The sequence below is a fragment of the Methylocucumis oryzae genome, from assembly GCF_000963695.1.
In the GTDB taxonomy this organism is placed as follows: Bacteria; Pseudomonadota; Gammaproteobacteria; order Methylococcales; family Methylomonadaceae; genus Methylovulum; species Methylovulum oryzae.
The window spans coordinates 1-13,549 of sequence record NZ_LAJX01000014.1 but is presented as its reverse complement, the minus strand read 5'-3'; the positions used below and the strand labels follow the sequence as shown (position 1 = coordinate 13,549).

At 44.0% G+C, this 13,549-nt stretch carries 17 protein-coding genes and 3 pseudogenes; 17 read left to right on the top strand and 3 right to left on the bottom strand.

Annotated elements, in window-relative coordinates; translation table 11 throughout:
- The 14 genes and pseudogenes from VZ94_RS01720 to VZ94_RS01670 form a co-directional block, all read left to right on the top strand.
- On the top strand, positions 1–448 hold a 448-nt coding region (locus VZ94_RS01720), incomplete at its 5' end, for a flagellar motor switch protein FliM (RefSeq protein ID WP_500684245.1).
- Position 449: 1 nt separating this feature from the next.
- A complete protein-coding gene (locus VZ94_RS27665) occupies positions 450–575 on the top strand; it encodes a FliM/FliN family flagellar motor switch protein (protein ID WP_239649546.1) in 126 nt (41 codons plus the stop codon).
- Positions 576–592: 17 nt separating this feature from the next.
- Complete coding sequence (gene fliN, locus VZ94_RS01715; RefSeq protein ID WP_082081299.1) at positions 593–943, top strand: flagellar motor switch protein FliN; 351 nt, start codon at positions 593–595, stop codon at positions 941–943.
- Positions 943–1,383, top strand: a complete 441-nt coding sequence (fliO, locus tag VZ94_RS01710; protein ID WP_052700105.1) for a flagellar biosynthetic protein FliO — start codon at positions 943–945, stop codon at positions 1,381–1,383. The genes fliN and fliO overlap by 1 nt, the downstream gene beginning before the upstream one ends.
- 55 nt (positions 1,384–1,438) lie before the next feature.
- Positions 1,439–2,134, top strand: coding sequence for a flagellar type III secretion system pore protein FliP (gene fliP / locus VZ94_RS01705; RefSeq protein WP_439097687.1), 696 nt, complete (start codon positions 1,439–1,441; stop codon positions 2,132–2,134).
- Between the two features lie 5 nt (positions 2,135–2,139).
- Positions 2,140–2,409, top strand: coding sequence for a flagellar biosynthesis protein FliQ (fliQ, locus tag VZ94_RS01700; RefSeq protein ID WP_045777911.1), 270 nt, complete (start codon positions 2,140–2,142; stop codon positions 2,407–2,409).
- Positions 2,410–2,497: 88 nt separating this feature from the next.
- Positions 2,498–3,186: pseudogene (fliR, locus tag VZ94_RS01695) on the top strand (flagellar biosynthetic protein FliR).
- On the top strand, positions 3,186–3,854 hold the full coding sequence (locus tag VZ94_RS31445) for an EscU/YscU/HrcU family type III secretion system export apparatus switch protein (RefSeq protein WP_338040187.1): 669 nt from the start codon (positions 3,186–3,188) through the stop codon (positions 3,852–3,854). The pseudogene fliR and the gene VZ94_RS31445 overlap by 1 nt, the downstream one beginning before the upstream one ends.
- A complete protein-coding gene (locus tag VZ94_RS31440) occupies positions 3,851–4,321 on the top strand; it encodes an EscU/YscU/HrcU family type III secretion system export apparatus switch protein (RefSeq protein ID WP_338040186.1) in 471 nt (156 codons plus the stop codon). Before VZ94_RS31445 ends, VZ94_RS31440 begins: the two co-directional genes overlap by 4 nt.
- Positions 4,322–4,324: 3 nt before the next feature.
- Positions 4,325–6,419, top strand: a pseudogene (gene flhA, locus VZ94_RS01685) (flagellar biosynthesis protein FlhA).
- A gap of 33 nt (positions 6,420–6,452) precedes the next feature.
- Positions 6,453–7,928 (top strand): annotated as a pseudogene (gene flhF, locus VZ94_RS01680) (flagellar biosynthesis GTPase FlhF); the annotation flags it as partial.
- Positions 7,921–8,184 (top strand): nucleotide-binding protein, encoded by a 264-nt coding sequence (locus VZ94_RS33030; protein WP_275575105.1) that lies wholly within the window; start codon positions 7,921–7,923, stop codon positions 8,182–8,184. The pseudogene flhF and the gene VZ94_RS33030, both read left to right, overlap by 8 nt.
- 4 nt (positions 8,185–8,188) lie before the next feature.
- A complete protein-coding gene (locus tag VZ94_RS01675; RefSeq protein WP_275575104.1) occupies positions 8,189–8,794 on the top strand; it encodes a MinD/ParA family ATP-binding protein in 606 nt (201 codons plus the stop codon).
- Positions 8,791–9,525 (top strand): RNA polymerase sigma factor FliA, encoded by a 735-nt coding sequence (locus tag VZ94_RS01670; RefSeq protein WP_045777907.1) that lies wholly within the window; start codon positions 8,791–8,793, stop codon positions 9,523–9,525. The genes VZ94_RS01675 and VZ94_RS01670 overlap by 4 nt, the downstream gene beginning before the upstream one ends.
- Before the next feature lie 226 nt (positions 9,526–9,751).
- Here the strand turns inward: VZ94_RS01670 and VZ94_RS01665 are convergent, their stop codons facing one another.
- From VZ94_RS01665 to VZ94_RS01655, 3 genes are read right to left on the bottom strand one after another with little or no spacing between them, the layout of a single operon-like run.
- Complete coding sequence (locus VZ94_RS01665) at positions 9,752–10,036, bottom strand: hypothetical protein (RefSeq protein WP_045777910.1); 285 nt, start codon at positions 10,034–10,036, stop codon at positions 9,752–9,754.
- Between the two features lie 8 nt (positions 10,037–10,044).
- A complete protein-coding gene (locus tag VZ94_RS01660) occupies positions 10,045–11,001 on the bottom strand; it encodes a YVTN family beta-propeller repeat protein (protein ID WP_045777906.1) in 957 nt (318 codons plus the stop codon).
- A 9-nt stretch (positions 11,002–11,010) separates the two neighbouring features.
- Positions 11,011–11,574, bottom strand: coding sequence for an SRPBCC family protein (locus VZ94_RS01655; RefSeq protein ID WP_045777905.1), 564 nt, complete (start codon positions 11,572–11,574; stop codon positions 11,011–11,013).
- A gap of 164 nt (positions 11,575–11,738) precedes the next feature.
- On the opposite strand from VZ94_RS01655, the gene VZ94_RS01650 reads away from it, so the two are divergent.
- From VZ94_RS01650 to VZ94_RS01645, 3 genes are all read left to right on the top strand, one after another.
- Positions 11,739–12,383 carry a CerR family C-terminal domain-containing protein gene (locus VZ94_RS01650; RefSeq protein WP_045777904.1) on the top strand — a complete coding sequence of 215 codons (645 nt, stop codon included), beginning with the start codon at positions 11,739–11,741 and terminating at the stop codon, positions 12,381–12,383.
- 19 nt (positions 12,384–12,402) lie between these two features.
- Positions 12,403–12,732: a hypothetical protein gene (locus VZ94_RS27655; protein WP_239649542.1), complete on the top strand. Its 330-nt coding sequence runs from the start codon at positions 12,403–12,405 to the stop codon at positions 12,730–12,732.
- Position 12,733: 1 nt separating this feature from the next.
- Positions 12,734–13,549, top strand: an 816-nt coding sequence (locus VZ94_RS01645; protein ID WP_239649541.1) for an ABC transporter permease, incomplete at its 3' end; no start/stop codon positions are given.

Here is a 13,549-nt window from a genome sequence, read left to right as displayed (position 1 = left end):
TTGGTGGTGGGGGCAGTTTCATCCTAAAACCGATGGCCGCGAGTATACCGCAACGGAAATGCGCGTGATTCGTTTAGTGTTAGATATGATTTTTAAAGATTTAAAAGAGGCCTGGCGGCCTGTTATGGAATTGTCGTTTGAATATGTCGGCTCGGAAATCAATCCTCAGTTTGCCAACATCGTCAGCCCAGCTGAAATCGTTGTTGTCTCGTCTTTACATGTTGAGTTAGAAGGCGGTGGTGGTGATATTAATATCGCGATGCCGTATTCGATGTTAGAGCCTATTAGGGAATTATTAGTCGCGATTAGTAGTGATGCGGGTGATACTGACGGCGGTTGGCAAATGCAGTTACGCGCTGAGTTATTACGTGTCGAAATGGCGTGTAACAGTATTTTGCTGGAAAAGCAGATGACCTTAAGAGAGGTCGTGCGTCTTAAAAAAAGGTGATGTGATACCGGTGGAAATGCCTAAAACGGTGAAGTTTAATGTGGCGGGCATTCCGGTTTATGAGGCCAAAGTTGGCATTTCACATGGTAATTATGCTGTTGAAATCGTTGATAAAGTGAAGATTTAATTGTTAAGGAGATTGGTATGAGTGAGGATAATCCCGATATGGAAACTGCGCAATTTGAGGAGTTTGAACGGTCTGCCTATGAAGAGCCTCATGATATTGCTGCCGATGAAATTAATATGGATGTGATTTTAGATGTGCCTGTGACGATTGCTATGGAAATAGGCAGGGCGCAAATTAATATCAGGAATTTATTGCAGTTAAACCAAGGCTCGGTGGTCGAGTTGGACCGCTTCGCGGGTGAGCCCTTGGATGTATTAGTTAACGGTACATTAATCGCACATGGTGAAGTGGTGGTGGTTAACGATAAGTTTGGCATACGCTTAACCGAAGTGATTAGTCCTTCTGAACGGGTACGCAGGCTTGCCTAATGTTTTGGCTTAGAGCGGGGCTGTGCAGTGGCGCGCTAACTATACCGTTAATCGGTTGGGCTGAGTCTACGTCTGCTGCGAGGGTGGCTGCTTACGATGTTGGTTCATGGTTATTCGGTTTAGTGGTTGTTCTAGCGTTGTTTTTAGCTTTAGCATGGTTATTTAAGCAAGTATCTGGCGGTCAAACCTTATCTCAAGGTAAGCTTAAGGTGATTGCTGTGCTACCGTTGGGGCTGCGTGAAAAAGTGTTGTTATTACAAGTAGGACGTAAGCAATTAGTGCTAGGCGTAACCCCAGGTCGTATCGAAACCTTGCATGTTTTAGAGGGTGATGATTGCGTAGCGTCTGAACCGGCGGGGCGGTCGGTGGTTTCTCCGTATTTTGCTGATAAATTAAACCAGGCGTTAAAAGCTAAAGCAGATGTTAAATCCAAACCTTAACCATTATATAAAGCTCGCTTGCTTAGCGTTGCCATTTCTGCTGTGGCTACCCAACGTGGCAGCCGCCCAACCTGGGATTAGCGCGGTTACCGTAACAACAGGTCCGCAAGGCGTACAAGATTATACCGTCAGCATACAAATTGTCGCGTTAATGACGTTAATTACGTTGTTGCCGTCTATGTTGTTGTCGATGACGGCGTTTACCCGGATTATGATTGTGCTAAGTCTGTTAAGACAAGCATTAGGTACAGGTCAAACGCCGAGTAATCAAATTTTGTTAGGTTTGTCGTTGTTTTTGACCATTTTTATTATGGCGCCGGTGTTTGATAAGGTGAATACTGACGCGTTACAACCGTATTTAGCCGAGAAAATGGATGCAGCGACGGCACTAGCAACCGCATCTGAGCCGTTTCGCTTGTTTATGTTAAAGCAAACGCGGGAAGCGGATTTAGAAATGTTTTTGCGCGTCTCAGGTAAAGCCGAGTTACACACGCCTGATGATGTGCCGTTTTCATTATTATTACCCGCTTATGTGACTAGCGAGTTGAAAACAGCGTTTCAAATTGGTTTTTTAATTTTCTTACCTTTCTTAATCATAGACTTAGTGGTTTCTAGTGTACTGATGTCTATGGGTATGATGATGTTATCGCCTATGGTCGTGTCATTGCCTTTTAAGCTGATGTTGTTTGTTTTAGCGGATGGCTGGTCATTGATTCTGGAAATGTTGGCCGCTAGCTTTTATGTGATGTGAGCTTTATGACGCCGGAAGTAATTTATCGAGTCAGCCAAGATGCGATGTTGATTGCGGCGAAAGTGACAGCCCCGTTGCTTATCCCTTCTTTAGTTGTAGGCTTGCTTATTGCGATGTTTCAAGCCGCGACGCAAATCAATGAAACCACACTGACTTTTGTACCTAAACTCATCGTGATTGGGTTGGTGTTAGTCATTATGGGCCCTGCCATGTTGCAAATGTTTTTGGATTATTTCCAACATTTGATTAAAGAAATCCCTGTGTTAATCGGCTAACGTGTTAACGATTACTGAAACGGAATTGTTTACCTGGGTGGCTGCGTTTATTTGGCCTCTCATTCGGATAAGTTCTTTGCTATTGACGATGCCGTTAGTAAGTATGCGAGCTGTACCCGCAACGGTGCGGATTGTTATCGCCATTATTTTGACGTTATTTATGATGCCGCTATTGCCACCTATGGCTAGCGTCGAGATGTTTAGCTATACCGGTTTAATCATTGCGTTACAGCAACTGTTGATTGGTATTGTGATTGGCTTTATTTTGCAAGTCGTGTTTGCTGCCGTGGTCTTCGCCGGACAAGGTGTGGCCTTAAGCATGGGCTTAGGCTTTGCGGTGTTAGTCGATCCGAGTAACGGCGAACAAGTACCGGTAGTGCCACAATTTTATGTTATGGTCACAACACTGGTATTTTTAGGGGTGGATGGGCATTTAGTGGTATTAAAAATGCTTTTAGATAGTTTTGTGAGCTTGCCTATCGCAAAAGTCGGTTTTAGCCTGGATGACATTTGGGTTATCGCTGCGTGGACTAGCCGATTATTTGCGGCGGGTTTGTTGTTAGCGATGCCGTTAGTAGTGAGTTTGTTACTGGTTAATATTGCATTTGGTGTGGCTTCTAGGCTGCGCCACAGCTTAACGTGTTTTCTATTGGTTTTCCGGTATCGCTATTTTTGGGTATTTTGTTGATTTGGCTGAGCTTGCCTTCAATTTTGGACGAGTTTCCTGGGATATTAGTGGAGGCTTATGATTTCATCGAAAAATTATTGCAGCTGTAATGGCTGACGATTCTGACCAAGAAAAAACCGAAGAGCCTACAAGTAAGCGCTTAGAAGATGCGCAAAAACAAGGGCAGGTGGCGCGTTCGCGCGAGTTGAATACGTTTGCGATGTTACTCGCGAGTACCTTGATGTTTTTGCTATGGGGCAAAGCTATGGGATTGGCGCTTATCAAGTTAATGCAGCGCGAATTTCAATTAAGCCGCGAGACAATTTTTGATGTAGCGTCGGTATTGGCTCATTTTAAGCAAGTGATGTTTGATGGTTTTATGATTGTTGCGCCGTTATTAGCCGTGTTAGTCGTCACGGCAATTCTTGCCCCGCTGGCGTTAGGCGGTTGGGTGTTTAGCTGGGAAGCTATTGCACCTAAATTCGATAAAATGGACCCATTTAAAGGCTTGGCGCGGTTGTTTGCCGTACATGGCTTAATTGAACTCGGTAAGGCGTTATTAAAGTTTTTATTAATCGCCTCCGTTTCTTGGGTGTTGTATAGCCGTTATATAGGTGAATTATCGGGGTTAAATGCGGAGCCGTTAGAGCCTGCATTGACCCACGGCTTAATGATAATTGTCGATTGCTTATTGATTTTGACGGCGTCATTAATCGTCGTGGTGGCCGTCGATGTGCCGTTTCAACTTTGGGAGCATAGCAAAAAAGTTGAAAAATGAGCTTACAAGAAATCAAGGAAGAAATGAAAGAATCGGAGGGCAGTCCCGAAGTGAAAAGCCGGATTCGGCGTATGCAAATGGAGATTTCACGACGGCGAATGATGGCCGAGGTGCCAAAAGCTGATGTGATTGTCACTAACCCAAGTCATTTCGCCGTTGCGTTAAAATACGACCCGGATTCAGCCGGCGCACCTGTCTTAGTAGCGAAAGGCGTTGATTTAATCGCTGGTGAAATTCGTCGATTAGCGCTTGAGTCTGCCATCCCTTTATTGCCAGCACCACCGTTGGCACGCGCTTTGTATTATTCTACCGAGCTGAACAAAGAAATTCCTAAAGGCTTATATCTTGCTGTGGCACAAGTATTAGCCTATGTCTATCAGCTTAAAGCAGCCCGTACCGAGCATTGGGCTGAGCCAATTCCTCCTAGCGATTTCGATATTCCTGATGAATTCAAACAAAGTGGTTAAGTTATGGACATGACAAAAATAATGTCTGGACTCAAATTTTTGGCTAAAGCGGAGCTGGGCGCGCCGCTGGTCGTGATTTTGATTTTGGCAATGATTATGTTGCCGCTGCCGCCGTTTGTGTTGGATTTTTTGTTTACGTTTAATATCGCGTTTTCACTGATTATTTTATTAGTGGTGGTATACACATTAAAACCGCTGGAATTTGCCGCGTTTCCTAGCGTCATTTTATTGGCAACGCTGCTGCGCTTAGCGTTAAAACGTGGCGTCTACGCGTATTGTGTTGTTGAATGGACATAATGGCGGTGATGCTGCCGGCAAAGTCATTGAGGCTTTTGGTGAATTCGTGATTGGCGGTAATTATGCCGTCGGGTTAGTTGTCTTTGCTATTTTGGTCATTATTAACTTTGTCGTGGTGACTAAAGGTGCCGGGCGTGTCGCTGAAGTTGGCGCAAGATTTACGTTAGATGCTATGCCTGGTAAGCAAATGGCGATTGATGCCGATTTAAATGCTGGATTGATTTCGCAAGATGAAGCCAGAGCGCGTCGTGCTGAAGTCGCGACGGAAGCTGATTTTTATGGCTCTATGGACGGTGCGAGCAAATTCGTCCGTGGCGATGCGATTGCTGGCATTATCATTTTATTCGTCAATATGATTGGCGGTTTGGCAATAGGGATGGCACAACATGATTTAGGCTTTACCGAAGCCAGTGAGATTTATGTGTTATTAACCATCGGTGACGGGTTAGTGGCGCAAATACCTTCGCTGATTTTATCGGCCGCGTCTGCGTTAGTGGTCACTAAAGTTGGCTCTAGTAATCAAAATATCGGTCAGCAAGTTAGCGCACAATTATTTGAAAATCCTAAAGTATTGTTGATTACGGCCGGGTTAATTGGTTTATTAGGTTTAATTCCAGGGATGCCTAATCTGGTATTTTTGTTATTAGCCGGTTCATTGGCTGGGCTGGGTTATTGGTTAGATAGGCGGCGCCGTCATCGAGAAGAGGCGGTAACCAGCAGTGAGCTGACAACATTACCTGAGCCTGCTAAACCTGCCGAACTCGGTTGGGATGATGTGATGCCGGTGGATGTGATAGGCCTTGAAGTCGGTTATCGTTTAATCGCGTTAGTCGATCAAAGCCAAGGCGGGCAATTAATGGCGCGTATTAAAGGAGTGCGAAAAAAATTGTCTCAAGAATTAGGTTTTTTAATACCCCCTGTGCATATTCGCGACAATTTAGATTTAAATCCAAACAGTTATCGCATTTCCTTGATGGGGGTTGCGTTAGGTGAGGCCGATATTATGCCTGATTTGGAAATGGCGATTAATCCAGGGCGCGTGTTTGGCACTTTGCAAGGCCGACCCTGTAAAGATCCCGCGTTTGGTTTAGATGCGATTTGGATTGAGCCTATGCAGCGTGACCACGCACAAACGCTAGGTTATACCGTGGTGGACCCTGGAACGGTCATCGCAACCCATTTAAGCCATTTATTACAACAACATGCTTATGAAATTTTAGGCTACGAAGAAACGCAAAAGCTATTGGATAATTTGGCGAAAACCGCGCCTAAGTTAGTTGAGGATTTAGTGCCTAAGGCCGTGCCATTGGGCATTGTTGTTAAGGTGTTGCAGAATTTATTAATGGAGCGTGTGCCTATTCGTGATATGCGCACGATAGCCGAAACTTTGGCGGAATACGGAATGAAGAGTCAAGATCCCGACATCTTAACTTCTGCAGTACGCGCGGCATTAGGCCGCTTAATTATTCATGAAATCAATGGTATAGAGCCAGAAGTGCCAGTGATTACGTTGGATTATGATTTGGAACAGTTGTTGCATAAGTCACTGCAAACGGCAAGCGAAACCGGGGTAGGCATAGAGCCGGGCTTAGCAGAGCAAATGCATCAATCACTGCAAAATAGTGTGCAACGAATTGAATTGGAAGGACAAACACCAATTTTATTAGTCTCTGCTTATGTTCGGCCTTGGCTGGCCCGATTTGTTCGCCATTCCATTCAAAGCCTCTATGTTTTGGCGTACACCGAGATTCCTGCTGATAGGCAAATCAAAGTGGTGGCAACCGTCGGACGGAGGACGTAACTTAAGGAATCGACACCATGAAAATTAAACGCTTTTTTCGGAAAAGACATTCGCCAAGTAATGCGTATGGTGAAAGAAGAATTAGGCCCTGATGCAGTGATTATGTCAAACCGTACGGTTGATGGTGGTGTCGAAATTGTTGCGGCACAGGATTTTGACGCACAAGCATTACAACAATTAACACCCGCTACACCAGAGCAGCCGCCTATGCCGGAACCCGAGGTAAAAAAATCAGCCTTAACGGGTTTTGACGCAGCCAAAAAACATTTGCATTTACTCAGCAGTCATCGCAAACCAGGGATGCCGGATAATAAGCAGGAAAATAAAGCGTTCGCGGAGAAAGTTGCGGAAAAATTAGAAACATTAACTTATGCGCAAGAACGCTTAAACAAAGCGCAAACCACCGCTAAATCGCATCAAGCGGAGCAGTTTTTAGGTTATGCTGAAAAAGTGCAATTACGCGCTAAAGCTGAGAACAGTGGTATGCTTGAACCGACCCGTATTACTAAATTCGAGCCGCCCGTTGTTAAACCACAAGCAACTCAGGTTAGTCATAAAGCGCTTGAGCCATCCGAAAGCTTTTCTGAGCGCTTGCTGCTGGACATGAATAAAGAATTGAAGGAGTTACGCCTGGCTTTAGAGGGTAAACTAGGTACTGCGTGGACAGGGCAGCATAAAGCCCCTTCAACCAAAACAGAGGTATTAAGACGATTAATCACGATGGGGATTGCAAAATCATTAAGCATGAAAATTGCCAATCGTTTGCAGGACGAGTCATCCGCTGAACATGCGTTTAACAAAGCCAAAGAGGTCTTGGCAGGAGCTATTCCATTGGCGGAAGATTCGCTATTAGAAACAGGCGGAATAGCGGCATTAATCGGACCTACCGGTGCCGGTAAAACCACTACGATTGCTAAATTAGCGGCTAAATTTATTTTGCGGCATGGACCTAGGCAAGTTGCCTTAATCACTACTGATAATTATCGTATCGGTGCCCATGAGCAAATCAACACTTATGGCCGGATTTTAGATGTGCCGGTTAGAATTGCGACCAGTCCTAGCGAATTACGCCATGTAATTCATAGTTTTGCTGATAAGCGTTTAATTTTAATTGATACAGCCGGCATGAGTCAGCGTGATTTAAAATTAGCGGAACAGATTAAGTTGTTAAAACAAAGCGATATACCGGTGAAATCCTATTTAGTCATGTCAGCAGCGACTGAATATAAAGCGTTAACGCAGATTATTAATGCGTTTCAAATATTTGCCCCCGAAGCCAGTATTTTGACTAAATTAGACGAAGCCGTCAGTGTAGGCTCTGCGCTTTCTAGCATTATAGAGCACCATTTACCGTTATTTTTTGTTACCGATGGTCAGCAAGTACCCGAAGATATGCATAAACCGTGTGTGCGTACGCTGATTGCAAAATGCGTTGCTGAATTGGAGCTAGAAACAGACTATACTGAACAGGTTAACGATAATCTTTGGATGGCTCAAGGCTATGCATAATCAAATCGACCAAGCAGCCGGCTTGCGTAAATTGAAAAAAAACAAACCGGTACGTGTTATTGCGATAACCAGCGGCAAAGGCGGTGTGGGTAAAACTAATCTATCCGTTAATTTAGGTATTGCGATGGCGCAAAAAGGCCAACGTGTCGCCTTATTAGATGCTGATATGGGCTTAGCGAATGTCGATATTTTATTAGGTTTATATCCTAAATTTAATTTATCGCATGTGTTAACCGGTGAAAAAAAGTTTGGCTGACATTATGTTAGATGCGCCGGGCGGTTTGAAAGTGATTCCCGGTGCCTCTGGCATTCAGAAAATGGCAGAATTATCGACAGTAGAACAAGCGGCAGTTGTCCATGCGTTTAGTGAGATTGATCAAGATTTAGATGTGCTGCTGGTCGATACAGCGGCTGGTATTTCGGCTTCAGTCGTTAATTTTGCTAGAGCCTGTCAGGAAATTATTATTGTTGTTTGTGACGAGCCTACCTCATTAACCGATGCTTATGCGTTTATAAAATTATTAAACCGTGATTATGGTTTAAGTCATTTTCATGTCATTGCCAACATGGTTCAGTCGATTCAGCAAGGTCAAAGTTTATTTCAAAAGTTGACCAAAGTAACCGATGCCTACTTAGATGTTGCGTTACAGTATGAAGGCATGGTGCCGTATGACGAGTATTTACGCAAAGCGGTACAAAAACAAACCCCTGTGCTGGAGGCGTTTCCAGGTTGTAAAGCGTCATTAGCATTAAAAACCATTGCCGGTAAAATTGAACAGTGGCCGTTAAAAGCGCAAGCAGGTGGTTATATTGAGTTTTTTATTGAGCGCATGATTCAGTATGGCTCAGAGGAGTATGCAGCATGAGCGGGGTAGCAATGTATGCATCGGTGAAAACAGGCGGCACCGATGAGATGATTATGCAACATGTTCCGCTAGTTAAGCGCATCGCTTATCACTTATTGAATCGTTTACCTGATTCAGTACAAGTGGAAGACTTAATACAAGCCGGTATGCTAGGGTTATTAGAAGCTGTTAAACAATATGACGCTACCCAAGGCGCAAGCTTTGATACTTATGCAGGCATTCGTATTCGTGGCGCGATGATAGACGAAATTAGGCGTTCGGATTGGACGCCGCGCTCGGTTCATAAAAAAGCGCGAATGGTTACTGAGGCGATTCGGACTTTAGAAGCAAAAAATGGCTACGAAGCGAAAGACAGTGAAGTTGCTGAGCATTTAGGCATTAGCTTAGAAGAATATCATCACATTTTATTAGACTCTAGTAGCTGTCGCATGTTTAGCGTTGAAGAGTTAGCGCAAGCCGGTGACCACTATTTGGAAGAAGTCACTCAACAAGGACAGCAGCCCATTGAAGATATTAGCCGGGGTGGATTTCAGCAAGCATTAGCTAAAGCGATTACCGAACTCCCTGAACGTGAGCGCTTAGTTATCTCGCTTTATTACGACGATGAGCTGAATTTACGTGAAATTGGTGAAGTACTCAATATTAGTGAATCGCGTGTGTGCCAAATCAGCACGCAAGCTATTTTAAGATTACGCTCACGATTAGCCGATTGGTTAATAGCCGAGCAGTAATTTTTACGAAGTTGTTGTTTCGGTTTTGGCTACCTACTTAAGCCGGGACAGGTCATTCAGAGTGAAGGGCGCCGTAAATACGTCCCTGTAGGCTTGGCGGCAGCATCCCTGCTGCCGACACCTTCACTCTAAACAACCTGTCCCGGCTTGGTATTGTCCCGTTTTAAGTTGGTAGCCCTTTTTGTTGGTGCTAAAAGGTTATATTCAAAAACCAGATTCGCTAAGCCTAATCGCCTAACCATTCTTGTAACGCTGTAATAATGCTTTGTGCTTGGTCTTTGCTAGAAATATTAAATTTCGATTTCTGCTGATATTCACCATTGCGCTTTTGGTAGCGGCGTATTGTGTACTTATCAGGGCCATAAGCTTCTTTAGCTCTATCCCAGTCTTGATAACGATACATCACGGTCGCCCATGCGCCTTTGGTTAAGACTTTTTTATCGAGTTCTTTAACGGTTTGTACACCATTATCGATATAGTTTACTGTTAACTCGTCTACTGTTTCCGCCATAATTTCACTCAATGCGTTGTTATAAACCGGCCGAAAGCACGACTGCCTTCACCTGTTTTAATGGTATCGATAACTTTTAACTGCTTAGCATCGACTACTGAAACCGTACCATCAAACCAATTTGCCACGTAAACCGACCTATCATTGGGATGGGTATCAATACCTTCGGGTTTATCGCCTACATTCAGCAAGGCGATTTCTTTTAATGTATCGGTGTCTATTACCGATACTGAGCCGTCATCTTGATTGGTGACAAATAAGCGACTGTCGTTTAATGCCAACGTTGCAGCATAAGGCAATAAATTGACTTTCACAGTGGCTAAGACGGCCATAGTGGTTGCATCTAATACGGTTACATCATCGCTTTGAACATTAGCCGTATAGAGTTTTAAACCGCTACTATCTAAGGTAATGCCAAACGGGTGTTTACCTACCGATACCGTTTTTGTTACGTGGTAATCAGCTAAATCGATTTTAGATACCGAATCGCTCATGCGGTTAGCGACATAAAGCCAGCGATTATTAGGACTTATCGCTAAACCTGACGGTGACTCACCAACGTTTATCGTGGTTAATCGCTTAAATTCATGGGTATCTAATACTGCAACGCTATTATGATACCAATCCGCGACAAACAGCTTATGACCATCAGGACTGACCGCGATGCCTAACGCGCCTGGGCCTACGTTGACTGTTTGTACGAGCTTGCGTTGCATTAAATCAATCACCGCGAAGCCTTCAGCTTCAGGCGTACTGATAAAGCAGCGTTTGCCGTCTGGGGTAACGGCAACACCAGCCGGTTTGCCGGGTACGGGGATTGTTGCAATGACTTGTCGGCTGTCGGTGTCAATCAGTGACACCGACTCGCTAAGCTGATTCGTGACCACCGCTAAAGCATTCGCTCTAACAAATGTTGATGCGGCTAATAAAAGTAAGCCAAATACGACAGCATTAGTTTTTAGCACGGGTTAACCTTATTTTTCTGCTAACATTTTCAAGTTCGTTAAACCCGATTTTAACAGGGTAGTCACTGCGGTATTGGCCGCTTCTTCGTTCATTTCCGCTGGCGGGTTGTTATTCATATAGGCGCGATAATACGCTGCTTTCCATGCGACGACACTGGTATCGCCTTTGGATTCAACTTCAATGCTAGCCGCATAATTGTCGACGGGTAATACCGGGACTTTTTCATCAACACCTGCATGGTTAATGGTTTTTGCCACACTCATATCAGTAATCTTATAAGAATAGCTCATTGAGCTTTCATCATATTTTTTAAGTTCTTCGGTAATGGTGCCACCATTATCTAACGTAATGACTCTAACTGAGCCTTTGCTATTACCTTTGTTAGCGGTAGTGCTTTTTACACCTGGTAGCCAAGACATGTCGTCATAATTGTTGATAATGCCCCATACTTTAATCGCAGGTGCGTTAATAGTGATTTCTTCTTCTGCTTTTTGTCTGACTGGGCCATGTGCATAAACAGTGCTCATTGCAAAGAATGACACTAATAAGCCGGTAAACATTATTTTTTTCATAAATACTCTCTCGTTGAAAAAACCTAAAAAACTAAGGCGCGCATTATATGCCAACTCAATGCTTAGGACTAACAGCGAATAAAAATAAATCGCAACAGACTTGCCAACCTCAGACTATGTTATACAATCGTTTTAAACAGTTGTTTGATATTAATTGACTGACCATGGAAGCATTGTTAATTTCACCACCTAAAGAAGCTGTTTGTGAGCGCTTATTGCAAACGGCTGTTAATGTTTTTGCCGAACATGGTTTTAAACATGCCACTATTCGCGAAATATGTACGCAAGCCGATGTGAATGTCGCCGCAGTTAATTATTATTTTCGTAGCAAAGAAGTGCTTTATGCGCACACGTTAAGCTATGCGTTTGCAATGATGCGAGAGCGTTATCCGCAAAATCAGGCGATGGATAAGAGTTTAGCGCCTGAATTACGTTTACGCAGCTTTATCACTAACTTCATACACAGGCTTATGGATACGGGTGACTTGGGCAAATACAGTAAGCTCATCACGCGTGAAATGGTCGAGCCGACCAAGGCCTTAAGCGATGTTATTAATCATGCTATTCAGCCTGAATGCAGGGTTTTGCAAGAGATTATTGAAGTCATACTTGGAAAAACCACCGATACCGCGACGCTTAATCGCACGCTACTAAGCATTGTTGGTCAATGTTTAGTCTATAAACATTCTCGACCCATTATTGAGCAGATGTTTCCAGAATTGATAGCCGGTGAGGCAGCGATTAATGCGTGTGCTGAGCATGTATGGCGTTTTTCTCTTGCCGCATTAACCCACAAAACCCCTGATTAAACTTACTGGCGGAGGTTTAATGAATCATATTGCATTAAAAATGCTCATGGGTGATAGAGGCAAATATTTAGGCATTATCATGGGCTTAACCTTTGCTTCGCTGATTATGACGCAACAACCGGCGATTTTTGTTGGTTTAATGGCCCGCTCATACAGTTTTATCTCAGATTTAGGCTTGCCTGATATTTGGGTGATGGATGCTAAAGTGCAATTTATCGACGACATAAAGCCGTTACAAGAAACAGAACTCTACCGGGTGAGAGGGATTAGCGGTGTAGAGTGGGCTATGCCTCTATATAAAGGCTTATTAAAAGCCCGTTTAGCGGATGGTACGTTTCAAAACGTGTAATGTGATTGGTTTAGATGACGCGACCTTAATCGGCGGCCCTGCCACGATGTTACAAGGCACATTAAACGATTTACGTCGTAGCGATGCGGTCATTGTCGATATAGACGGTGCCCGCGATAAACTCGGCAAGCCCAACCCTAATCCAGACGCAGCCAATATCCCGTTACAAATCGGCGATAATTTAGAATTGAATGACCGCCGCGCTATCGTCGTTGGCATTGCTAAAGTTACGCGCACGTTTCAATCACAACCGGTTGTGTATACCACATACTCACGCGCCAAAAGCTATGCGCCTAGAGAGCGAAAGTTATTATCGTTTGTACTGGTTAAAGCCAAAGCCGGCCAGGATTTAGAGCAACTCTCTCAACGTATAACGGCGCAAACCGGTTTAGCCGCTTATACGCAAGAGGGTTTTAAACAATTAACCTATGAGTATTTTATGAAGAACACCGGTATTCCGATTAACTTCGGCATTACCATTACCATGGGATTTATCATCGGCACGGCGATTGCCGGTCAAACCTTTTATAACTTCACACAAGAAAATCTACGCCAATTTGGTGTGTTAAAAGCGATGGGCGCGAGTAATCTCAGTTTACTCAAAATGATTTTATTGCAAGCCTTAATGGTTGGCAGTATTGGCTATGGTTTAGGCGTAGGGTTAGCGGCGGCTTTTGGTTATGCCATGCGCCATACTATCTTGGCGTTTAAATTACCTTGGCAATTGTTGTTGTTCAGTGGTGCAGGGGTGAGTTTAATTTGCACGGTTGTTGCGTTATTCAGTATTGTCAAAGTCATTCGTTTAGAACCCGCTATT

What these genes read in the sequence shown, in the direction of transcription:
- fliN (WP_082081299.1), top strand. Translation starts at nt 593, where the DNA reads ATGAGTGAGGATAATCCCGATATGGAAACTGCGCAATTTGAGGAGTTT.
- fliO (WP_052700105.1), top strand. Translation starts at nt 943, where the DNA reads ATGTTTTGGCTTAGAGCGGGGCTGTGCAGTGGCGCGCTAACTATACCG.
- fliQ (WP_045777911.1), top strand. Translation starts at nt 2,140, where the DNA reads ATGACGCCGGAAGTAATTTATCGAGTCAGCCAAGATGCGATGTTGATT.
- VZ94_RS31445 (WP_338040187.1), top strand. Translation starts at nt 3,186, where the DNA reads ATGGCTGACGATTCTGACCAAGAAAAAACCGAAGAGCCTACAAGTAAG.
- VZ94_RS31440 (WP_338040186.1), top strand. Translation starts at nt 3,851, where the DNA reads ATGAGCTTACAAGAAATCAAGGAAGAAATGAAAGAATCGGAGGGCAGT.
- VZ94_RS33030 (WP_275575105.1), top strand. Translation starts at nt 7,921, where the DNA reads ATGCATAATCAAATCGACCAAGCAGCCGGCTTGCGTAAATTGAAAAAA.
- VZ94_RS01675 (WP_275575104.1), top strand. Translation starts at nt 8,189, where the DNA reads ATGTTAGATGCGCCGGGCGGTTTGAAAGTGATTCCCGGTGCCTCTGGC.
- VZ94_RS01670 (WP_045777907.1), top strand. Translation starts at nt 8,791, where the DNA reads ATGAGCGGGGTAGCAATGTATGCATCGGTGAAAACAGGCGGCACCGAT.
- VZ94_RS01665 (WP_045777910.1), bottom strand. Translation starts at nt 10,036, where the DNA reads ATGGCGGAAACAGTAGACGAGTTAACAGTAAACTATATCGATAATGGT.
- VZ94_RS01655 (WP_045777905.1), bottom strand. Translation starts at nt 11,574, where the DNA reads ATGAAAAAAATAATGTTTACCGGCTTATTAGTGTCATTCTTTGCAATG.
- VZ94_RS01650 (WP_045777904.1), top strand. Translation starts at nt 11,739, where the DNA reads ATGGAAGCATTGTTAATTTCACCACCTAAAGAAGCTGTTTGTGAGCGC.
- VZ94_RS27655 (WP_239649542.1), top strand. Translation starts at nt 12,403, where the DNA reads ATGAATCATATTGCATTAAAAATGCTCATGGGTGATAGAGGCAAATAT.